Origin of the sequence: Shinella zoogloeoides, from assembly GCF_003574625.1 — a bacterium.
GTDB lineage: Bacteria > Pseudomonadota > Alphaproteobacteria > Rhizobiales > Rhizobiaceae > Shinella > Shinella zoogloeoides_A.
Map to the genome: position 1 here is coordinate 104,785 of NZ_QNUJ01000006.1, position 21,151 is coordinate 125,935.

19 protein-coding genes and 1 tRNA gene are annotated in these 21,151 nt (G+C 63.5%); 8 read left to right on the top strand and 12 right to left on the bottom strand.

The genetic code is table 11. The features are described from left to right. The first annotated feature begins 435 nt into the window (after positions 1 to 435). On the top strand, positions 436 to 1,848 hold the full coding sequence (locus tag DSD28_RS13320; RefSeq protein ID WP_162911390.1) for an HAD family hydrolase: 1,413 nt from the start codon (positions 436 to 438) through the stop codon (positions 1,846 to 1,848). Positions 1,849 to 2,176: 328 nt separating this feature from the next. Here the strand turns inward: DSD28_RS13320 and DSD28_RS13325 are convergent. From DSD28_RS13325 to xylF, 4 genes are all read right to left on the bottom strand, one after another. Next, positions 2,177 to 2,253 (bottom strand) — tRNA-Arg (locus DSD28_RS13325). A 152-nt stretch (positions 2,254 to 2,405) separates the two neighbouring features. Beyond that, a complete protein-coding gene (locus tag DSD28_RS13330) occupies positions 2,406 to 3,191 on the bottom strand; it encodes an ATP-binding cassette domain-containing protein (RefSeq protein ID WP_119256899.1) in 786 nt (261 codons plus the stop codon). Positions 3,192 to 3,205: 14 nt separating this feature from the next. Next, positions 3,206 to 4,519: a sugar ABC transporter permease gene (locus tag DSD28_RS13335; RefSeq protein WP_119256900.1), complete on the bottom strand. Its 1,314-nt coding sequence runs from the start codon at positions 4,517 to 4,519 to the stop codon at positions 3,206 to 3,208. Between the two features lie 176 nt (positions 4,520 to 4,695). Then, entirely contained in the window at positions 4,696 to 5,736 is a 1,041-nt protein-coding gene (gene xylF / locus DSD28_RS13340) for a D-xylose ABC transporter substrate-binding protein (RefSeq protein ID WP_119256901.1), read from the bottom strand. 244 nt (positions 5,737 to 5,980) lie between these two features. Here xylF and DSD28_RS13345 point away from each other — a divergent pair, with 244 nt between their 5' ends. Further along, on the top strand, positions 5,981 to 7,201 hold the full coding sequence (locus tag DSD28_RS13345; protein WP_119256902.1) for an ROK family transcriptional regulator: 1,221 nt from the start codon (positions 5,981 to 5,983) through the stop codon (positions 7,199 to 7,201). Positions 7,202 to 7,274: 73 nt separating this feature from the next. Here DSD28_RS13345 and iolG read toward each other — a convergent pair whose 3' ends face one another. The 6 genes from iolG to DSD28_RS13375 all read right to left on the bottom strand — a co-directional run bounded on the left by iolG (position 7,275) and on the right by DSD28_RS13375 (position 14,275). Continuing rightward, positions 7,275 to 8,267, bottom strand: a complete 993-nt coding sequence (gene iolG / locus DSD28_RS13350) for an inositol 2-dehydrogenase (RefSeq protein WP_119257169.1) — start codon at positions 8,265 to 8,267, stop codon at positions 7,275 to 7,277. 101 nt (positions 8,268 to 8,368) lie between these two features. Next, entirely contained in the window at positions 8,369 to 9,388 is a 1,020-nt protein-coding gene (locus tag DSD28_RS13355) for an ABC transporter permease (protein WP_119256903.1), read from the bottom strand. A 49-nt stretch (positions 9,389 to 9,437) separates the two neighbouring features. Further along, positions 9,438 to 10,976, bottom strand: coding sequence for a sugar ABC transporter ATP-binding protein (locus DSD28_RS13360; RefSeq protein WP_119256904.1), 1,539 nt, complete (start codon positions 10,974 to 10,976; stop codon positions 9,438 to 9,440). A gap of 106 nt (positions 10,977 to 11,082) precedes the next feature. Beyond that, complete coding sequence (locus tag DSD28_RS13365; protein WP_119256905.1) at positions 11,083 to 12,012, bottom strand: sugar ABC transporter substrate-binding protein; 930 nt, start codon at positions 12,010 to 12,012, stop codon at positions 11,083 to 11,085. 256 nt (positions 12,013 to 12,268) lie between these two features. Further along, the gene (locus DSD28_RS13370; protein ID WP_119256906.1) at positions 12,269 to 13,081 is read right to left on the bottom strand and encodes a TIM barrel protein; all 813 of its coding nucleotides are present in this window, start codon (positions 13,079 to 13,081) and stop codon (positions 12,269 to 12,271) included. A 162-nt stretch (positions 13,082 to 13,243) separates the two neighbouring features. After that, positions 13,244 to 14,275 carry a LacI family DNA-binding transcriptional regulator gene (locus DSD28_RS13375; protein ID WP_119256907.1) on the bottom strand — a complete coding sequence of 344 codons (1,032 nt, stop codon included), beginning with the start codon at positions 14,273 to 14,275 and terminating at the stop codon, positions 13,244 to 13,246. Positions 14,276 to 14,437: 162 nt separating this feature from the next. Here DSD28_RS13375 and DSD28_RS13380 point away from each other — a divergent pair, with 162 nt between their 5' ends. The 5 genes from DSD28_RS13380 (at position 14,438) to DSD28_RS13400 (ending at position 18,244) form a co-directional block, all read left to right on the top strand. Continuing rightward, the gene (locus DSD28_RS13380) at positions 14,438 to 15,523 is read left to right on the top strand and encodes a fatty acid desaturase family protein (protein WP_119256908.1); all 1,086 of its coding nucleotides are present in this window, start codon (positions 14,438 to 14,440) and stop codon (positions 15,521 to 15,523) included. Between the two features lie 24 nt (positions 15,524 to 15,547). After that, entirely contained in the window at positions 15,548 to 15,862 is a 315-nt protein-coding gene (locus DSD28_RS13385; protein ID WP_119256909.1) for a MocE family 2Fe-2S type ferredoxin, read from the top strand. A 53-nt stretch (positions 15,863 to 15,915) separates the two neighbouring features. Continuing rightward, a complete protein-coding gene (locus DSD28_RS13390; protein WP_119256910.1) occupies positions 15,916 to 17,139 on the top strand; it encodes an NAD(P)/FAD-dependent oxidoreductase in 1,224 nt (407 codons plus the stop codon). A gap of 10 nt (positions 17,140 to 17,149) precedes the next feature. Then, on the top strand, positions 17,150 to 17,944 hold the full coding sequence (locus tag DSD28_RS13395) for a 3-methyl-2-oxobutanoate hydroxymethyltransferase (RefSeq protein ID WP_119256911.1): 795 nt from the start codon (positions 17,150 to 17,152) through the stop codon (positions 17,942 to 17,944). Positions 17,945 to 18,007: 63 nt separating this feature from the next. After that, positions 18,008 to 18,244 carry a hypothetical protein gene (locus DSD28_RS13400; protein WP_119256912.1) on the top strand — a complete coding sequence of 79 codons (237 nt, stop codon included), beginning with the start codon at positions 18,008 to 18,010 and terminating at the stop codon, positions 18,242 to 18,244. Here the strand turns inward: DSD28_RS13400 and DSD28_RS13405 are convergent. Together DSD28_RS13405 and DSD28_RS13410 are read right to left on the bottom strand one after the other, a co-directional pair. Beyond that, complete coding sequence (locus DSD28_RS13405; RefSeq protein ID WP_245424829.1) at positions 18,241 to 18,717, bottom strand: hypothetical protein; 477 nt, start codon at positions 18,715 to 18,717, stop codon at positions 18,241 to 18,243. The two genes, DSD28_RS13400 and DSD28_RS13405, sit on opposite strands and share 4 nt — an antisense overlap. Before the next feature lie 24 nt (positions 18,718 to 18,741). Then, a complete protein-coding gene (locus tag DSD28_RS13410) occupies positions 18,742 to 19,749 on the bottom strand; it encodes a LysR family transcriptional regulator (protein ID WP_119256914.1) in 1,008 nt (335 codons plus the stop codon). Positions 19,750 to 20,005: 256 nt separating this feature from the next. Here DSD28_RS13410 and chvE point away from each other — a divergent pair, with 256 nt between their 5' ends. Next, the gene (gene chvE / locus DSD28_RS13415) at positions 20,006 to 21,079 is read left to right on the top strand and encodes a multiple monosaccharide ABC transporter substrate-binding protein (RefSeq protein WP_119256915.1); all 1,074 of its coding nucleotides are present in this window, start codon (positions 20,006 to 20,008) and stop codon (positions 21,077 to 21,079) included. Positions 21,080 to 21,151: the final 72 nt, after the last annotated feature.

Consider the following 21,151-nt stretch of genomic DNA (forward strand, 5'->3'; position numbering starts at 1 on the left):
TAGCACAACAGCCGACGGTTCTGACTTTTGTTCAAGAATGGCGCACCGCCCCAGACAGAAATGATAAATACGCCTACGCTATAGCTCTCTAAAATGGCGTCATGAAATTGGCTGTAACTCACTGAAGAAACATCAGGAATCCGTCAGGCCTGTTCGTTGGTGATCTGCTTTTGGAAAGCGGTGACAAGTGCCCGCTCTCTCAACCTGTCCAGCAGATCAAAGGCGAGGCCGAGCATGTGGGAAAGGCCCCAGGGGCGACAGTCAAAATTGAAAACCGGAAAACGAACTGATGGGACGTCGCAATTTATTCGGTCCACCTCATTAGCTACGTAATTATCTGCCGAATTTCCGAATAGTGCGGCGCCGCTAAACTGACGTTAAATGCTTCCAGCTCACATCCTTATCAATCCAAATCAGCTCGCGAGACCTTGTCCTATGAAGCCAAAAATCAACACTCTCATCGTCGATTTGGACAACACCCTATACGACTGGTTTGATATATGGCGCGCGGCATTCTTGCCGATTTACATTGGGCTGCGTGATCGTTTAAATGTTGATGAGGTCGCTCTTCAGACGGCGATCCGCGACGTCCATAGACATCGACGAACGTCTGAATACACCTTTCTTCTAGACGAGCTACAGATTACCACTCCAGATGGCTTGACTCTTCGGGCTTTTCTTGCAGAGGAAATCCGCCGGTCCAAAACCGATCGAGATCGTGCCCTTAAGCTTTATAACACGGTCTTGAAAACTCTTTGGCAGGTGAAAAAGAGTGGTACGAGAATTATAGCGTACACTGAATCTCTTTCATTCTATAGCGGTTACCGCCTTAAGAAGCTCGGCCTGGATGGAGTCATTGACTACCTCTATTGCCCTGAGGACAACGATCTACCCTCTGGTATTAGTCTCACCAAGATTCGCAGTCTTCCTGACGAATTTTACGAATTGCAGATCACCGAAATCAAACACACTGTTCCGAATGAGCTAAAGCCAAATCCGAAGCTTCTTCGGGAAATTATCCGCGATCTCAACACGAAACCGGAAGAATGTGTTTATGTAGGAGACAGCTTGTTTAAGGACGTTGCGATGGCTCAGGACGCAGGCGTTCATGACGTCTACGCGGAATACGGAGCTGTGCAGATGCACCTAGATTATGAGCTTTTGCGGAAGGTGTCACACTGGAGCGACGCCGATATTGAAAGAGAGAAACGCGTCACTGAGCGAACAGTGACCCCTTCCTATTCCATTGAGGTTTTCAGTGAAATTCTTCAAAAGTTTGATTTCGTCGGCCCTCAAGTGAAACTCGCCGACCTAAATGCAAACAATATGATTGATATTTGGAAAAAGGTCGTCGATGTCCAGCAGCATTTCAATCAGCTTGAAATGCAAATTCGTAACTACGCCCTCACTGTCATCGGAGCCATTATGGCGGCGGCCGGAATTTCGTTCCGTGATGGTTTGTCAGTCCGCTTTCTCGAAGCGAATATTAGCATATCAGTTGGGATTGCGTTGATTGCACTGACCATATGGGCCGGCTTCTGGTTCATGGATAGGCACTGGTACCATCGCCTTCTGAAAGGGGCTGTGGACCATGCGGCAACGATCGAAGAAAAATTTGGGAAAAGTATTCCAGAGATAACACTTGGCTCACGCATCAGCGCTAGCAGCCCGGTTTCAATCTTTGGCATCAAACTGGGATCAAACGGAAAAATCAATCTCTTCTACGGCCTAGGCGCATTGGTAATCCTGTTCTTCGGCATTTTTGCATTGTTCGCTAATCCAATCCCTGCTGAAGCCGCCAAAACAAGCAGCATTGCATTCAACGGCGCAACTTTAAATGGGGATTAAGGAAAACGAAAAGCGGGCCCTATCACAGGGGCCCACTTTGATTCGTCTTTCCAGGAGCTAAAAGTATGGCGGGTCGATCGGGATTCGAACTTATAATGCCGAAAAGGTCTTCGACGTTCGAGGGTAAGCGTGAAGCTGCCGTTTAAAATCCCGCATGCAACGGCGCCGTAGGTGCAAAATCTTTTCATTGACCGGAAGGGATCCGAACTTTTTCACCGCCAAACGCCGCCGTTTCTACGCTTTCCTGCGCACAGGCCTAGCCTTCACCCGATGCAAAGGCGTAATTTCGGCGGCTATAGCGTACTATGGAGGGTAATTGGCGGAGAAATGGCGCACCCGGCAGGATTCGAACCTGCGACCTTTGGAATCGGAATCCAACACTCTATCCAGCTGAGCTACGGGTGCATCCAAGGCGATGACTCGCCTGTCCGATGAGAGGGTTCTTAACCCAGGTGGGGGCGGGCTTCAATGCGGAAATTGCGGAAATGGCAAACTGTCATAGGTTTGCCGGGGATGAAATGAAAGGCCGCCTATTGGGCGGCCTTTCTGGTAGGGGATCAGGCGGTCTGCATGGCGCCGGGGCCGGGAATGGCTTTTTCCGGGACCTTGCCGAGGATGATCATGCCGAGCACCTCGTCCTTGGTGACGTCCTCGGTGCGGGCGTGGCCCACCACCTGGCCGTTCTTCATCACCGAGACGCGGTCGGCGAGGTCGAAGACGTCGTGGATGTCGTGGCTGATGAGGAAGATGCCGATGCCTTCCTTCTTGAGCTGCTTGATCAGCTCGCCGACCTGCGCTGTCTCCTGGGGGCCGAGTGCCGCTGTCGGCTCATCCATGATGAGGATGCGGGCGTTGAAGAGGATGGCCCTTGCGATCGCCACCGACTGCCGCTGGCCGCCGGAAAGCGCCTTCACCGGCTCCTTGAAGCGCTGGAAGTTAGGGTTGAGGCGGCCCATGACCTCGCGGGTCTTGGCCTCCATCGCCACGTCGTCGAGCGTGCCCCAGGGGGTGCGCAGCTCGCGGCCGAGATAGAGGTTGGCGGCGGCGTCGACATTGTCGGCGACGGCCAGCGTCTGGTAGATCGTCTCGATGCCGTATTTCTTGGCGTCGCGCGGGTTGGCGATGTCGGCGGGCTCGCCGTTGATCAGGATCTCGCCGCTGTCGCGCCTGTAGGCGCCGGAGAGGATCTTGATCAGCGTCGACTTGCCGGCGCCGTTGTGGCCGAGCAGGGCGACGACCTCGCCGGGATAGAGATCGATTGAGGCGTTGTCCACGGCATGGATGCCGCCGAAGGAGATGGAGATGTTCTTCATCTCCACGAGGGGCGTACGGGTGTCCGTCATTGGGTGGGCTCCTCTTACTTGGCGCGGGCGCGGTAGATCGTGTCGAGCCAGACGGCGACCACGAGGACCACACCGACAACGATGCGCTGGAACGGGGTGTCGATGCCGACCAGCACCATGCCCGATTGCAGCGATTGCATGACGAGAGCGCCGAGCATGGCGCCCGCGATGGTGCCCATGCCGCCGCCGAGCGAGGTGCCGCCGATGACGGCGGCCGCGATGGTATAGAGCTCGTCGAGCTCGCCCTGCGCATTGGTCGCGGCGTTGAGGCGGGCGGTCGAGATGGCGGCGGCGATGGCGCAGAGCATGCCCATCAGCGCGAAGATCTTGACCGTGACCCAGCGCGTCTTGATGCCGGCGAGCTCGGCGGCTTCCTGGTTGCCGCCTATGGCGAAGACATAGCGGCCGAAGCGCAGGCGCGTCGAGATGAAGGTCATGACGATGCCGACGACGATGGCGATCAGCACGGGAATGGCGATGCCGTGCGGGATGAAGAGGCCGCCGTCCGGCCAGGCGATGCCGTTGGCATCGGCATATCTGCGGGCGATGGCGACGGGCCAGGGATAGCTGTTGACGACCCCGACGGCGCCGAGCACCAGCGCGCAGCCGATGGCGACGAGGAAACATTCGGCCCACATGGGGCGCAGCGGAAAGCCGAAGCGCTTGCGCTGCTTGCGGGAATTGGCGATCGTCGCGACGATGGCGACACAGGCGAGGGCGCCGACGATCCAGCTTGCCGTCGCGCCGATCGAGCCCTCGGTGCCGCCGCCCATCAGGCGGAAGGTGGCGTCCATCGGGGCGACGGTGCGGCCGCTCGTGACGAACCAGGTGGCGCCGCGCCAGACGAGCAGGCCGCCAAGCGTGACGATGAAGGACGGCACGTTCATGAAGGCGATGATCGAGCCTTGCAGCGCGCCGATGGCGGCGCCGAGCAGAAGGCCGGCGAGCAGCGTGACGATCCAGGTAGCCGGATGGTTGAAGCCGAGAAGCTGCGGCAGCAGCTCGGCCTGCAGCACGCCCATGATCATGCCGACGAAGCCGAGGATCGAGCCGACGGAAAGGTCGATGTTGCGCGTGACGATGACCAGCACCATGCCGGTCGCCATCACGGCGACGGAGGCGGTCTGGACGGAGAGGTTCCAGAGGTTTCGCGGCGTCAGGAACAGGCCGCCGGACAGGAAGTTGAAGCCGATCCAGATGATCAGCAGCGCGCCGACCATGCCGAGCAGGCGCGTGTCGATCTCGGTCGCGCGGAAGAAGCGCTTCACCGGATTCTCGCTCGCCGAGCGCGCACGGTTGGCATGTGCGGTATTCGTGATGTCGGCCATGGTCTTGCCGTCCCCCTCACTTTTGTTGAACGTTCGTTTCGGGCACGCAGTTCGTGTGCTGCTTCTTGAAAGGATGGATCCGCATCATCCTCCGCCCGCTGTCCATCTTGCGCAAGCGCCGCAACGGTGTCGTTGCGGCGCCTGGCGATGGTCAGGTCATTACCGGTTGATCGGGCTCAGTCGCAGGCCGCGACCGAACCGGTCTTCACGCCCTGGCAGGCCGCGTCCTTGGAGATCCAGCCGGCGTCGATGACGACGTTCAGGTTGTCCTTGGTGACGGGCAGGGGGGCGAGGAACACGGACTTCATCTCGACGCCCTTCGGGCCGCCGTTGAAGGTGGTGACGCCTTCGATCTCGTCCATGGTCTTGCCGCCGGCAAGCTCGGCCGCAATTTCCGCGGCGCGCTTGCCGAGTTCACGCGAGTCCTTCCAGACCGAGACGGTCTGCGTGCCGAGCGCGACGCGGTTGAGCGCGGCGTGGTCGGCGTCCTGGCCGGAGACCGGAACGGAGCCGGCAAGGCCCTGGGCCGCGAGCGCCGCGATCGCGCCGCCGGCGGTGCCGTCGTTCGAGGCGACGACCGCGTCGACCTTGTTGTCGTTCGCCGTCAGGAACTGCTCCATGTTCTTCTGGGCGTTCTCCGGCTTCCAGCCGTCGGTATAGGCTTCGCCGACATTCTTGATCTTGCCGGCGTCGATCGCTTCCTTCAGCACTTCCTGCTGGCCAGCGAAGAGGAAGTCGGCGTTCGGGTCGGCGGAGTTGCCCTTGATGAAGACATAGTTGCCTTCCGGCTTCACCTTGAACACTTCGCGGGCCTGCATGCGGCCGACTTCCTTGTTGTCGAAGGTGATGTAGAAGGCGGCCGGGTTTTCGATCAGGCGGTCGTAGCCGACGACCGGGATGCCTTCCGCCGCGGCCTTCTCGATGGCCGGGCCGATGGCGTCGGAATCCTGCGCCAGGACGATGATGGCGTTGGCGCCCTGTGCGATCAGCGATTCGATGTCGGTGAGCTGCTTGGCGGCGGACGACTGGGCGTCAGCGGAAATGTACTTGTCGCCGGAAGCCTCGAGCGCTGTCTTGATGGCGGCTTCGTCGGTTTTCCAGCGCTCTTCCTGGAAGTTGGACCAGGAGACGCCGACGACGAGGTCCTTGGCGTGAACGGCGGAATGCATGGAAACGATGATGGCAGCCCCTGCCATCAGCTTCAAAACGGATTTCATCTTATCTCCTCCCAAGTGAACACCGGCCGCCTGGACGAATCCCGTCCTTTCAACGACCGGCCACGATAACACTGTCTCGATAACCCCTCCCGACACGCCGGGACTTTTTTCTCGACAGTCGAGAAAATAAATGTCAGATGTTTCGAAGGCTGTCAACAAGGCTTTGACGGCTCTTGAACGGCGGCGTGACAGGTGCTTTGGAGGGGCATGTGTTGCATCTCATGAAAGCGGGCGGAAACAGGCGATGCTGGTGAAGTCGAGCACGGAGCTTGTGCGTCAGCAGAACAGCGCGCTCGTGCTCGCCTCGCTGCGCCGGCATGGACCGCTCGCCCATACCGATATTTCCCAGCATACCGGCCTTGCCTCGGCGACCGTCTCGGCTATCACGGCGGAGCTAGAAAAGGCCGATGTGCTGGAGCGGCGCGAGCAGCAGGCGACCGCAATGCGCGGGCGGCCTCGCGTCATCTTCGGCCAGCGGCGCGCGGCCGGCTATCTCATCGCGGTGCGCATTTCCTCCGACATCGTGCAATATTCGCTGGCTGACTATGGCGGCACGCTGATCGACCGGTTCGAGGAAGCGCGCAACCATGCGGACAGCTCGACGGAGCCCTTTGCGGCAGCCTTCGTGGCGGCGCTGGAGAAGCTTGCGAGCCGGTCGCGGATCGCGCGGGAAGACGTGCTCGTCGTTTCGATCAGCAGCAAGGGGCTCGTCGATCCGGCGCTTGCGCGGCTCGTCTGGTCGCCGATCTTCGGTTCGCGGCAGGTGGATTTCGCCGCGCTGCTCCAGCCACATTGGCGGGCGAAGATCCTGCTCAGCAACGAGACGCTGCTCGTCGCGCATGCCATGGCGCTGCGCATGGAGCGGGCCGGCATGGAAAACCTGCATTCCGTCGCCGCGCTATCGCTCGGCCACAGCATTGGCCTCGGCATCGCGCGGTTCGACCGCTCCGGCGAACTGTCGGTAACCGCGCCGAATTTCGGGCACATGCTGAATTCGTCGGACGGCAAGCTGTGCCGCTGCGGCTCGCAGGGATGCATCGAGGCCTCTGCCGGCTTCTACGGCATCCTGCGCACGGCCTTCGAGGTGCCGCCGGATACGATTCCCGCCAAGTTCGTGCCGCTGGCCGAGATGGACAAGATCGCGCTTCGGGCCCGGCAGGGGCATCGCATGTCGGAATATGCCTTCCGCCAGGCCGGGCTTGCGCTGGGGCAGGGGCTGTCGCGCATGGTCAGCCTCCACGAGAGCATGCCCATCGCCATCACCGGCCCCGGCACGCGCTATTTCGATCTCATGCGGCGCGGTCTCGAGGAGGGGCTGGCGCAGTCGCAGCAGGTCCGCCTCTTCGGCGCGCCGCCGATCACCGTCGTGCCGGAGGAGGCGACGCTGGTGCTGGAGGGCCATCTCGACCGGGCATTGGCGGAGATGGATCACGATATCATCGCGGCGCGGACGAGCGGGGATTAAGGGCGCGCCCGCCGGACGCAAAAAGACCGGGCGATGGAACCGCCCGGTCAGGTGTCCTGGGAGTCGTCTTCCGTCAGCCGACGGCGATCTGGCGCTTTTCTTCCACCGACTTCACGGCCGCGTCGGCCAGCGCGAGGGCGGCGAGGCCGTCGGCGCCGGAGGGCGAGATGGCGGCGCCCTTCTCGATGGCGGCGATGAAGGCCGCGATCTCGTTGGCATAGGCCTCGGTGTAGCGGGTCATGAAGAAATCGTGCAGCGGCGGGCGGGTGTAGCCGTCGCCGTTGGCGATCTCGATGGAGACCGGGCGCTGGTTCTCGGCGGAGACGACGCCCTTGGAGCCGTGCACCTCGATGCGCTGGTCGTAGCCGTAGGTGGCGCGGCGGGAGTTCGAGATGATCGCCTGCCTGCCGGACTTCGTCTGCAGGATGACGGAGACGCTGTCATAGTCGCCGGCCTTGCCGATTTCCGGATCGACCAGCACGGCGGCCGTCGCCGATACCGAGACGACCTCTTCGCCCAGCAGGAAGCGGGCCATGTCGAAGTCGTGGATGGTCATGTCGCGGAAGATGCCGCCGGAGCGCTTGATATAGTCGACCGGCGGGGCGCCGGGGTCGCGCGAGGTGATCGTCACCATCTCGACGTCGCCGATGCGGCCGTCGTCGATGGCCTTGCGGACGGCCATGAAATGCGGGTCGAAGCGGCGGTTGAAGCCGACCATCAGCTTGCCCTTGGTCTCGTCCACGACCTTCATGCAGGCGCGGACGCGGTCGATGTCGAGGTCAATCGGCTTTTCGCAGAAGATGGCCTTGCCGGCGCGGGAGAAGCGCTCGATGAGATCGGCATGGGTGTCGGTCGGCGTGCAGATCACGACGGCGTCGATGTCCTTGGCGGCTTCGATCGCCTCGATGGTGCGGACCTCGCAGCCATACTGCTTGGCGATGGCATCGGCGGCGGCGGGAAAGGCATCGGCGACGGCGACGAGCACGGCATCGGGATTGCCGGTCACGGCCTTGGCGTGGACCTTGCCGATACGGCCTGCGCCGAGAAGACCAAATCTCACAGTCATCTTCATTCTCTCTGGTATACTGCCGGCCACGCCGGCGGGGAGGGACGGGGCGATGCGCTCGCCCCGCGAAGGCGCCGCGGCCGGGGCCGCGGAGATTGGGATCAGACCTTGCGCTTCTTCTGGCGGTAGACGTCGACGACGACGGCGGCCACGATGATCACGCCCTTGACGATCTCCTGGTAAAAAGCATCGACGCGCAGGAAGGTAAAGCCCGATGTCATGACGCCGAGGATGACGGTGCCGATGACCGTGCCGGTGATGCGGCCGACGCCGCCGGCAAGCGAGGTGCCGCCGATGACGGTCGCGGCGATGGCGTCGAGTTCGTACATCACGCCCATGCCGGCCTGCGCGGTCTGGGCTCTTGCCGCGGTGACGACGCCGGCAAGACCGGCAAGCGCCCCGGCGATGGCATAGACCTTCACCAGATGGGATTCGACGTTGATGCCGGAGACGCGGGCGGCCTGCACGTTCGCGCCGATGGCATAGGTGAACTTGCCGTAGCGGGTGTAGCGCAGCGCGATGTGGAAGATCACCGCGACGACGAGGAAGATCACGACGGGCCAGATGCCGGTGCCGATGAAGTTGAACTGCTCGGTGAGGCCGGAGACCGGTTGGCCCTTGGTGTACCACTTGGAAATGCCGCGGGCCGAGACCATCATGCCGAGCGTGGCGATGAAGGGCGGGATCTTGGTCTTGGCGATGAGCTGGCCGTTGACGATGCCGGCCAGGAGGCCGACGCCGATGCCGACGGCAACCGGCACGATGACCGGAAGGTCCGTCAGCGAGGGATAGAGCGCGCGCGGCCAGGTCGAGGCCTGGGCGAGCGAGGCCGTGAACATCGCCGTCATGCCGACCACCGAGCCGGACGACAGGTCGATGCCCCCGGTGATGATGACCTGCGTCACCCCGACGGCGATGATGCCGATGACCGAGACCTGCAGAATGATGATCGTCAGGCGCTGCGAGTTCATCAGGAAGCTCTGGCCGACGAAGATCCAGCCGAGGATTTCGTAGACCAGCGCGATGCCGACGAGGACGAGAAAGATGTTGAGTTCCGGCGGCAGCCGGCGGGCAGATTTCTGCGCGGCGACCTGGGCCTGCGCTGCGGAATTCGTGCTCATGATTACCTCCCTTGCGGCCGCTCGGCGGCCCTGAACTTACTGGCCGGGCTCACTGGGCCGCCAGTTCCATCACCCTGACCTGCGTCGCCTCGGCGCGGTCGAGGATGCCGGTGACGCGGCCCTCGTGCATGACCATGACGCGGTCGCTCATGCCGAGCACTTCCGGCATTTCCGACGAGATCATGATGACGGCGACGCCGTCGCGGGCGAGTTCCGTGACGAAGCGGTGGATTTCCGCCTTCGCGCCGACATCGATGCCGCGCGTCGGCTCGTCGAGGATGAGGATGCGCGGATTGGTGAGCAGCCAGCGGCCGATCAGCACCTTCTGCTGGTTGCCGCCCGAAAGGTTCTCGATCCTTTCGGAAAGGTTCGGCGTCTTGACGCGCAGCTTCCGGCTCATCTCCTCGCAGACCTTGCTCAGCGCCCCCTCCTGGACGAAGCCGTTCTTGACGAACTTGTCCTGCAGCACGGCGATCTGCATGTTTTCCAGGATATCGAGGATCAGCAGACAGCCGGTATCCTTGCGGTCCTCCGTCAGGAACGCCATGCGATGTTTGATCGCCGTGTTCGGGCTGTCGATCGCGACTTCCTTGCCGTTGATCGAGATCGTGCCGGAAGTGGCGGGCGTCACGCCGAAGATCGTCTCTGCGACATTCGAGCGGCCCGAGCCGACGAGGCCGGCGAGGCCGAGGATTTCACCGGCGCGCACGTCGAAGGAAACGTCGTGGAAGACGCCCTTGAGGGTGAGGTTCTTCACCGACAGGACGACGTCGCCGATCGGCACTTCCTCCTTCGGGAACATCTGGGTGATCTCGCGGCCGACCATCATGCGGATGATGTCGTCGCGCGTCACGTCGGTCGAGGCGTGGGTGCCGATATACTTGCCGTCGCGGAACACCGAGAATTCGTCGGCGATCTCGAACAGCTCGTTCATCTTGTGGGTGATGTAGACGATGCCGATGCCCTGCGAGCGCAGGTCCCGGATGATGGTGAAGAGATGCTCCACCTCGCGTTCCGTCAGGGCCGAAGTCGGCTCGTCCATGATGAGGACGTCGCTCTCGTAGGAGACGGCCTTGGCGATCTCGACCATCTGGCGGTTGGCGACGGAGAGGTCGCGCACCTGCGTTTCCGGGTCCATCGCGATGTTGAGGCGCTTGAAGAGCTCGGCCGTCTTGCGGTGCATCTCGCCGTGATCGACGAAGCCGAAGCGGTTCTTCGGTTCGCGGCGGATCCAGATGTTCTCCGCGACCGTCATGAAGGGCATCAGGTTCAGTTCCTGATGGATCATGGCGATGCCGTTTTCCAGCGCGTCGAGCGGCGATGCGAGCCGGATCTTCTGGCCCTTCAGCAGCACCTCGCCCTGATCGGGCGTGTAGATGCCGGCGAGGATCTTCATCAGGGTGGATTTGCCGGCGCCGTTCTCGCCCATCAGGGCGTGCACGGTGCCGCGCTTCAGCTTGAACTGGACGTCGTCGAGCGCGACGACGCCGGGGAATTCCTTGCGGATGCCTTCCGCGGACAGAAGATATTCCGCATTCGGAATGGCGCCGCTTGCACGAACCGCGGCCATGGTGGTCGGGCTGACCATCGTGTTCCTCCCTCCCGGAGCATCTGAAACGGGTCGGACGCGCGCACGCAGGCGTGCGCGCGTCCCTGGATCAATCTGGCAGTTTTATCGTTTGCCGGCGAGCCGGTCAGTTCTTCGCCTGGAAGTCGGCGATGTTCGCCGGGGTCACGAGCTGGAAGGGGATGTAGACCTTGGTATCCACCTTCTCGCCCTTGGCGAGCTTCAGCGCGGCGTCGACCGAGCCCTTGCCCTGACCGGCGGCATCCTGGAACACGGTGGCGTCGAGGTCGCCGGCAGCCATGGCGGCGAGCGCGTCCTGCGTGGCGTCGACACCGGCGACGACGACGCTGTCCATCGAGCGGCCGGCGGCCTTCAGGGCCTGGATCGCGCCGATGGCCATTTCGTCATTGTTGGAGATGACGGCATCGAATTCCACGCCGGCGGAGAGCCAGTTGGTCATCAGGTCCGAGCCCTGCGTGCGCGACCAGTTGGCGGTCTGCTCCTCGACGATCTCGAGGCCCTTGCACTCGTCGGTGGCGATGACGTCCTTGACGTCCTGCGTGCGCATGCGGGCGGCCTGGTTGGAAAGCTCGCCCATCATGACGACGACCTTGCCCTTGCCGTTCAGCAGGCGGCAGACTTCCTTGGTTTCCAGCGTGCCGGATTCCTGCTCGTTGGAGGCGACGAAGGCCTGCTTTTCCGGCAGTTCGTTGATGTTGGCCGGCTCGCGGTTGACATAGACCAGCGGAATGCCGGCATCGGCGGCGGCCTTGGAGAGCGCGGCGGTCGCGTCGGTATCGACCGGGTTCACGATGATGGCGCTGACGCCCGAGGCGATGAAGTTCTGGACCTGGCTCTGCTGTTTGGCGACGTCGTTCTGGGCGTCCTCGATCTGCAGCTCGACGCCGTCGAGCGTCTTGGCATAGTCGGACATGCCGTTGCGCAGGACGGTCAGGAAGTTGTCGTCGAACAGCGCCATGGAAACGCCGATCGTTTCGGCATGGGCGGCCGTGGACATCATGACGGCGAGCGCCGAACCAAGAATGAATTTTTTCATGTTGTTCTCCTCCTCAACATGGTGTCCGGCGGCACCACAGATCAACCGGAAGACCGACCCTTGCAGGACGGCCCGCCCCCTGCTCCTCCCGGGATGCAAAAGGCCAAAACAGAATAAACAAACCGCGAATTCCGTATTGCGGAATGTTTATTCCATTTTCTGCCCGGGACGTCAAGCCCGTTCCATTTTTGCGATAAGGCAAGGCCCGGGTCCTGGGGAAAAATGCCGGCGGCAGGGGCCGCCGGCATGAGGCTTTTCAGATATTTGCGCGTAGGAAAGCGACGCTTTCGGCAACGGCGGCCTTCGGGTCCGCGACGTCGTGAACGGAAGGCGAGAAGGGCTCGAAGGAGAGCGGCCCGGCATAGCCGGCGGCCAACAGGGCCTTGATCTGGCCGGCATTGTCGAGGCGATCCTTCGGGCCGACGAGGACGCGGTGGCCGTCGCGCATGTCGGAAACGGAGACCGCAGGGTCCTCGACGCCGGAAATGTGCACGAGGCCGGTGAGGCCGGCGAAGAGGTCGGGCTCGCCGGCAAGGTGGTGGTGGAACGTGTCGTGCACCAGGCGGAACGTCGCTTCGCCGCCGACGGCGCGGATCGCTTCGGCCGCCTCGCGCTTGGAGCGCAGCGAGCAGATCTCGAAGCCGAGCGGCTCGACGAGGCCGACGATGCCGGCGGCGTCGAGCAGGGGCTTCAGGGCCGTCAGCGCCGTGCGCAGGTTTTCCTGCCGCTCGCCGTCGGCCTGGCCGGTGCCGTCGTTCTTCGGCACGAGCACCAGCGCGCGGGCGCCGCAGGCGCTGGCATAATCGATGAGGTCCTTCGCCTCGGCGGCGCGGGCGGGCGTCCACTCGTTGAAGCGCTGGAGCGCGTTGATCGAGATGATCGTGACGCCGTGGCGCTCGGCGAGGGCCTTCACCTCGGTCGGCGTCGTGCCGTCGAGGATGGCGTTGCCGTCGAGGTCGTTGCGAATCTCCACCGCCTTCATGCCGAGGGAGACGGCAAGGGCGAAGAAGGCGTCCAGCTTGAGGCCGGGGGCCGTCATGTGGTTGAGGGCGAAATCAAGGGGCGGCATGGAATGGGTGTCCTCCGGTCTTCGAGGTCGCCGACAGGGCGGCCTCGCATGCACGCATGAGGATCGGGACGCACTTGACGGGCGTCAAAGCCCAAGGCGTGGCCGGCACCTTCATCGCTGAGAGATTTGGCCAAGGGCGTGATGGAAAACCATCATTCCAGCTCAGATATTTTCCGGCAGGAGGATGTCGAAGGGCAGGAAGGTCTGACCCGGAACGGCGTTTCCGCCCTTCTCGATGGCCGTGACCATCAGCGAGACGAGCTCGCGGCAGAGGGCCGGCAGCGGGGTATTGATCGCCATGGTGACGACGTCGTCGGCAAGGCCGGCCTTCGATTCGGGCGTCAACTCGTTGACGATGAGTTGGATCCGTCCGGCGTAACCTTCCTCGCGGATCGCCGAGATCGCCCCCTCCATGCCGCCGCCGGCGACATAGAGGCCGACGAGGTCGGGATGCTGGGCGAGAAGGTTCGCCGTCGCCTCGTGGGTGATCTCGCTGGTGTCGAGATTGACCAGCGTGTCCAGCACCTCGAAATCCTGGCCCTTCTCGCGGAAGAAGGAGCGGAAGCCCATTTCGCGCAGCTCGTGGCCGTGGAAGCGGTGGCTGCCGACGAAGATCGCCACCTTGCCCGGCCGTTTCGCGCCCTTGGCGATCATCCAGGCCGCCGTGCGCCCGACCTTCATGTTGTTGAGGCCGATATAGCCCTGCCGCACGTCCATGGCGAAGTCGGAGAGCAGGCAGAATAGCGGAAGGCCGCGCTCCTTCAGCTCCTCCACCATGGCGGTCGTCGCCGGATAGTCCGGCGCGACGACGGCGAGCGCCTGGTTGCGCGCGGAAAGCTGGCGCAGCATCTCCGTCATCGCCGCCGGGGTCTGCGCGTTGATGAAGTCGACCTGCGGGACGATGCGGGCGGTCGTGCAGGCATTGCAGGCGATCTCGATCTCGCGGGCGAAGTTCTGGTAGAAGGCCTGGCTCGGGCGCTGCAGGCTGAAGCCGAGCCTATATTGCGGCAGGTCCTCGAAGACGCGTTGCCGGATGAGGCCGATGGCATGGTAGCCGATCGCATTGGCCGCCTCGTAGACCCGGCGCGCCGTCTCCTCGCGGACCTTGTGGCGGCCGTTCAACACCCGGTCGACCGTCGCGACGCTGACGCCGGCCGCCTGGGCGAGATCCGAGATGGTGGGTCTCGATGCCATTTTCCCCTCCCTGAAATCTTTCCATCAAGGACGAATGATAGCGGATGATGGAATTTGATGCATTCTATCATGGCAGGATTGAGAGATGCAAGGAGCGGCGCTATCGTTCGGTCACTGGACGAGGCGTGGAGCGGAAACGCCCCCTCAAGGAGGAGACGAGCGATGAAGCCGACGAAGCGGGACTACAGCCTTCTTGGCCGCGATGCCGAGGCCGCCGTTGCCAATGGTCTTGCGGCGGCCGAGTGGTACCACACCGAAATCCCGCGCAAGGAGATGAAGGCGCTGATGCAGCGCAGCGATGGCCCGGCGATCCGCGACACCGCGATCTGGCTCGGCTGTCTCGCCGTTTCCGGCGGGCTCGGCGCGTGGTTCTGGGGAACCTGGGCCTGCGTGCCGTTCTTCCTCGTCTATGGCGTGCTCTACGGCTCGGCCTCCGACAGCCGCTGGCACGAATGCGGCCACGGCACGGCCTTCAAGACGATGTGGATGAACAATGCGGTCTACCAGATCGCCTGCTTCATGATCATGCGCAACCCGGTGACCTGGCGCTGGAGCCATACGCGCCACCATACGGATACGGTGATCGTCGGTCGCGACCCGGAAATCGCCGTCATGCGCCCGCCGGATCTTGCGCGCCTCGTGCTGAACTTCTTCGGCCTTCTCGATGCCTGGCATGCCGTCATCGACATGCTGCGCAATGCGGCGGGCGTCATGAGCGCCGCGGAAAAGACCTTCATTCCCGAATCCGAGCAGCCGAAGGCGATCCGCATCGCCCGCATCTGGCTCGCCATCTATGTCGCGACCATTGCCGCCTGCCTCGCGTTCGGCTCGATCCTGCCGGCCATGCTGATCGGCCTGCCACGGCTCTACGGTGCCTGGCATCATGTGCTGACGGGCCTGCTGCAGCATGGCGGCCTTGCCGACAATGTCATCGACCACCGGCTCAACAGCCGCACGGTCTACATGAACCCGGTCAGCCGCTTCATCTACTGGAACATGAACTACCATGTGGAGCACCACATGTTCCCGATGGTGCCCTACCATGCGCTGCCGAGGCTGCACGCCATGATCAGGCACGACCTGCCGGAGCCGAACCCGTCGATGTGGCACGGCTACAGGGAGATGATCCCGGCCTTCCTGCGCCAGCTTCGCAACGAGGACTACTTCCTGAAGCGCGAGCTGCCGCCGACGGCGCGGCCCTACAAGGAAGAATTCCACGCGGAACCCGCCATCGCGGCCGCCGAATAACCAACAGTCACTGGAGGAGAGACCATGAGCGACACCTGGATCGAGGTCTGCGCGGCGGACGAGATCGACGAGGAGGACGTCATCCGCTTCGACCATGCGGGCCGGACCTTCGCGATCTACCGCAGCCCGGAAGACACCTATCACGCCACGGACGGGCTCTGCACGCACGAGAAAATCCACCTCGCCGACGGCCTCGTGATGGATCACGTCATCGAATGTCCCAAGCACAACGGCCGCTTCAACTACAAGAGCGGCGAGGCGCTGGGTGCGCCGGTCTGTATCGACCTCAAGACCTATCCGGTCAAGGTCGAGGGCGGTACCGTCTTTATAGGTCTCTAGCAGCGGTTTTGCGTCCGGAATTGCGTAAAAACAAAGAGATAGAGGATATCGCCATGATGAGCTTCGTCATCGTCGGTGCCGGCGAATGCGGCGCACGCGCGGCCTTCGCGCTGCGCGAAAAGGGCTTCGACGGTGCGATCACCCTGATCGGCAGCGAAACCCATCTGCCTTATGAGCGCCCGCCGCTCTCCAAGGAGGCGCTGGTCGCGGGCGCCGGCCCGAAGCTCGTCGCGGAGGCGGAACGCTATGTCGAGGCCGGCATCGACCTTCTGCTCGGCCGCACGGTGTCTAGAATCGACCGCTCGGCAAAGCATGTCGTGCTGGGAGACGGCACGGTCGTTCCCTATGACAGGCTGCTGCTTGCCACTGGCGCGCGCCCGCGCGCCCTGCCGGGCACGAACCATGGCGGCCGCATCGCGGCGCTGCGCAGCCATGACGATGCGGCCCGCATCCGCGCGCATCTGGTGGAGGGCAGCCACGTCGCCATTCTCGGCGGCGGCTTCATCGGGCTGGAACTTGCCGCGAGCGCCCGCAAGCTCGGCGCCTCCGTCACGCTGGTCGAGGGCCTGCCGCGCGTGCTGACGCGGGGCGTGCCGCCCGAGATCGCCGAGATCGTTGCCAACCGGCACATGGCCGAAGGCGTGGAAATCCTCTGCGGCGCGAAGGTCGCCGGGATCGAGGACCTGCCGGGCGAGGTGCGCATTGCGCTGGAGGATGGCCGCGTCGTTTCGGCAAGCCTCCTCGTCGTCGGTATCGGCGCGGTGCCGAACACGGAACTGGCGGAGGCCGCCGGCCTCGCTATCGACAACGGCATTGCCGTCGACGGCCATCTGCGCACCTCCGATCCCGACATTTTTGCTGCGGGAGACTGCACCTCTTATCCACTCCCCCTTTACGGCGACCGCCGCATCCGCCTCGAATCCTGGCGCAACGCGCAGGAGCAGGGCCAGCTTGCCGCCGCCAATATGCTGGGCGGCGAGGATGTCCATTCGGCCGTGCCGTGGTTCTGGTCGGACCAGTACGACATGACGCTCCAGATCGCCGGCCTTGCCGACGGGATGGTGACGACGGTGCGGCGCGAGATGGGCGAGGGGGCCTTCATCCTCTTTCATCTCGACGGCGAGGGCCGGCTGATCGCGGCGAGCGGCATCGGGCCGGGCAATGCGGTCGCCCGCGACATTCGTCTTGCGGAAATGCTGATCGCCGCCCGCATCCATCCCGACCCGGCAGAACTCGCCGCGCCGGAAACCAAGCTCAAGAAACTGCTCGCCGCCTGAGGAGATCCCCGTGAAGACCAAGAGACCGACCGTCGCCGACCTCCAGGCCATGAAGGGCAAGCGCCAGCTCACCATGCTGCGCGTCGTGACGCTGGAGGAGGCGGAGGCCGCCGAGCAGGCGGGCATCGACCTCGTCTCCGTGCCGCCGGCCCTGCTGGGACCGGCCTTCCGCGAGGCCGCGCCGACGGTCTTCGCCTTTCCAGGCCTCGAATATGGCGACTTCGTCACCGCCGACGATTACCTGCGCGGCGCCTTCCAGGCGATGAAGGCGGGGGGCGATGCCGTCTATTGCGCGGCCGGCCTTTCGACCGTGCGGCGGCTGCGCGAGGAGGGCATCCCGGTCTGCGGCCATGTCGGTCTCATCCCCTCCAAGGCGACGTGGACGGGCGGCTTCCGCGCCGTCGGCAAGACGGCGGAGAGCGCGCTGGAAATCTTCCGGCAGGTCAAGGCGCTGGAGGAGGCGGGGGCCTTCGCGGCCGAGATCGAGGTCGTGCCGGGCGAGGTCGCCGCCGCGATCAGCGCGAAGACCTCGCTCGTCATGCTCTCCATGGGCGCGGGCACCGGCTGCGACGCGCAATATCTCTTCGCCGAGGATGTGCTCGGCCAGAACCGCGGCCACTATCCGCGCCATGCCAGGGTCTACCGCAATTTCGCCGCCGAATACGACCGGCTGCAGCAGGAGCGCATCGCCGCCTTCCGCGAATATGCCGACGACGTGCGCTCCGGCGTCTATCCTGAGAAGGGCCATCTCGTCGGCATCGAGGCGGCGGAGCTTGCCGCCTTCCTCGAGCGGCTGGATGGTTGAAAGCCGGTTTCCTCGCGACGGAAAACCGCCTATGTACACGGGCAAAGGCGTGAGGAGACGTTCATGAAATTCATCGATCCCGACCATCCGTTCTACCGTCCGCTCTGGCGGCGGCTGCTTCTGGTCGGGATCTGCGCCGCATGGACCGGCGTGGAATTCTACAATGGCGAGCAGACTTGGGGCACGGTCTTCCTCATCGTGACCGCCTATGCCTTCGCCAACCTCATCCTCTTCTTCAAGCCCTCCGATCCGGCCGCCAAGCCGCCCGGCGAGGGTGGCGAAACGAAGAGCGAGGGCTAGAGGCCGAGGCTCTTTTCCACATTGATCCGCCGGATCGTCTCGTCGATCAGCATGTTGGCGATCTTCATGCGGAGCGTCGCATTGGCGCGAAGCTCGGCCGGGGCGCGGTCGGGGTGGTTTTCGCGTGCGAAGCTGCGGCGGCGCGCGGCGAGGTCGTCGATGCCTTCGCGGCCGGTAAGGGCGAGGTCTTCCGCGACCGCCTCCGGCGTGATGCGCAGGAGATGCTCCGGCACGGGGGCGGGTTCTTCCGGCGGGCTTTCCGGCTCCGGCTCCGGCGGCGCAGGCTCCTCGTAGAGGTCGAGATAGGCGGCGGTGGCCTGCGAGCCGGACATGAAGGCACCCGTCGCGCCGAGGCCGGCAAAGCCGGACGTCAGCCCACGGACAGGGCCGGGGCCTTGCTCTTCCGCTATCTCCTCTTCCGCCTCGCGCGCCTCGGCGCGCAGCCGCTCCAGCACGGATTCGAAAACGGTCATGCCGAACATGGTCTCTCCGATCGATCAGTCCGGCGAAAGCATCCGGCTGCGTTGCAGGATGAGATCATAGAGGAGTTTGGCGCTCGGCGGGAGCGCCCGGCCTTTGACGGAGATGAGGCTGTAGGGCTTGATGTCGATCTCGAAATCCGTGTCGAGGATCCTGATCTCGCCGGCCTGCGCGCCGACATCGGCGACGAAGTCGGCCATGTCGCGCGCCACCGGCGCAATGGCGTTGGAGCCGCAGACGATGGCGGTGGTGAGCAGGATGGACGAGGTGTTGACCACGGTGGAGGGAAGCGGCACCCCGGCGGCGAGGAACAGCTCCTCGATGCGCCGCCGCAGCAGCGTGCCCGAGGGCTGGAACACCCAGTCGTAATGCGGCAGGTCGGCAAGGCCGACGACCGGCTTGTCCGCAAGGGGGTGACCCTTGCGGACGATGAGACAGGCCCTCTCGATGCCGATCTCCGTGACGTTGAAGAGCCGCGGATTGAGGTCGTCCGGCACGCGGGCGATGATGAAATCCTGCTGGGCGGCCAGCAGCTCGCGGGCGAGCACGTTGCTGGTCTCCACGCGCACATTCACCTCGATGCCGGGATAGGCGGCGCTGACCTGCTGGATCGCCGGCACGGCAAGGCTGATGGCCGGCGCCGTCACGGAGCCGAGGAAGACCGAGCCGCCGGTGCCGGATTTCAGCGCCGAAAGCTCGCGGTCGACCTCGCGCAGTTCGAGCAGGATGGTGCGGGCGCGCCGCGCGAAGGCCCGGCCGAAGGCGGTGAGGGCGACGCCCCGCGAGACGCGCTCGCAGAGCTGCGCCTTGAGGATCATCTCCATTTCCGTAAGCATGCGGGAGGCGGCGGGCTGGGAGATGTTCAGCGCATCGGCCGCCGCGCTCACCTGCTTGTGCTCCTCGATGGCGACGATCATGCGCAGGTGGCTGAGCTTCAGGCCGCTGCGCAGCAGCGCCACGCCCTGCAGGTTGTCGAAGCTCTCGCCGGCAAAAAACTGATCCTCGCTCTCGCCGTGCAAACGCATGGTTTCTCCGATCGGTAAAAAGTAATATATTTCGCTCACTGCATATCAAATTTGATATCGATTTAGAAGCTCATTGCATTTGACAGTTATGGCAATTCGGTAGACCTTGCGCCAATGTGCGCTGGGGTCCTTGGGAGTGGGGATCGGCGGGCTCTTGCCCGGCCGTTTCCAGGCGTCGCCTGAATGCGACCCTGCCGCGCATGGAACAATGCCTGGCTGCAATTACGGCCAGTGCGCACAAGGGAGAGACCTTTCAATGAAAATGATCACTTCGCTTCTCGCCGCCGCTGCCATCAGCGTTGCGTCGTTCGTGGCGCCGTCCTTCGCCCAGGACAAGGGCATGGTCGGCATCTCCATGCCCACCAAGACCTCGACCCGCTGGATCTCGGACGGCGAGACGATGGAAAAGCTGTTCAAGGAAGCCGGCTACACGCCGGACCTGCAGTTCGCCGACGACGACATTCCGAACCAGCTCGCCCAGATCGAGAACATGGTCACCAAGGGCGCCAAGGTCCTCGTCATCGGCGCCATCGACGGCACGACGCTTTCCGACATCCTGCAGAAGGCTGCCGATGCCGGCGTCAAGGTCATCGCTTATGACCGCCTGATCCGCGATTCGGGCAATGTCGACTACTACGCCACCTTCGACAACTTCCAGGTCGGCGTCCTGCAGGCCACCAGCCTCGTCGACGGCCTGAAGGCGAAGTTCCCGGACACCAAGCCGTGGAACGTCGAGCTCTTCGGCGGTTCGCCGGACGACAACAACGCCTTCTTCTTCTATGACGGCGCGATGTCGGTCATCCAGCCGCTCGTCGACAAGGGCGATATCGTCATCAAGTCGGGCCAGACCGGCATGGAAACCGTCGGCACGCTGCGCTGGGACGGTGCGGTCGCACAGGCCCGCATGGAGAACCTGCTCTCCTCGACCTACACCGATGGCCGCGTCGATGGCGTTCTTTCGCCCTATGACGGTCTTTCCATCGGCATCATCTCGGCCCTGAAGGGCGTCGGCTACGGCTCGGGCGACCAGCCGATGGCCATCGTCACCGGCCAGGACGCCGAACTCCCCTCCGTCAAGTCGATCCTCGCCGACGAGCAGTACTCGACGATCTTCAAGGACACGCGTGAACTCGCCAAGGTTACCGTCGGCATGGTCAACGCGATCCTGGAAGGCAAGGAGCCGGAAGTGAACGACACCAAGACCTATGACAACGGCGTCAAGGTCGTTCCGTCCTACCTCCTCAAGCCGGTCGCCGTCGACAAGTCCAATGCCGAGAAGATCCTCGTCACGGACTCGGCCTACTACACGGCCGACCAGCTCAAGAACTGATCGCTTCCTACATTCTCCGGGGTTCGCGCGTTTCGCGCGAACCCTCTTTTATCCGGATCGCAGAGCGAATAG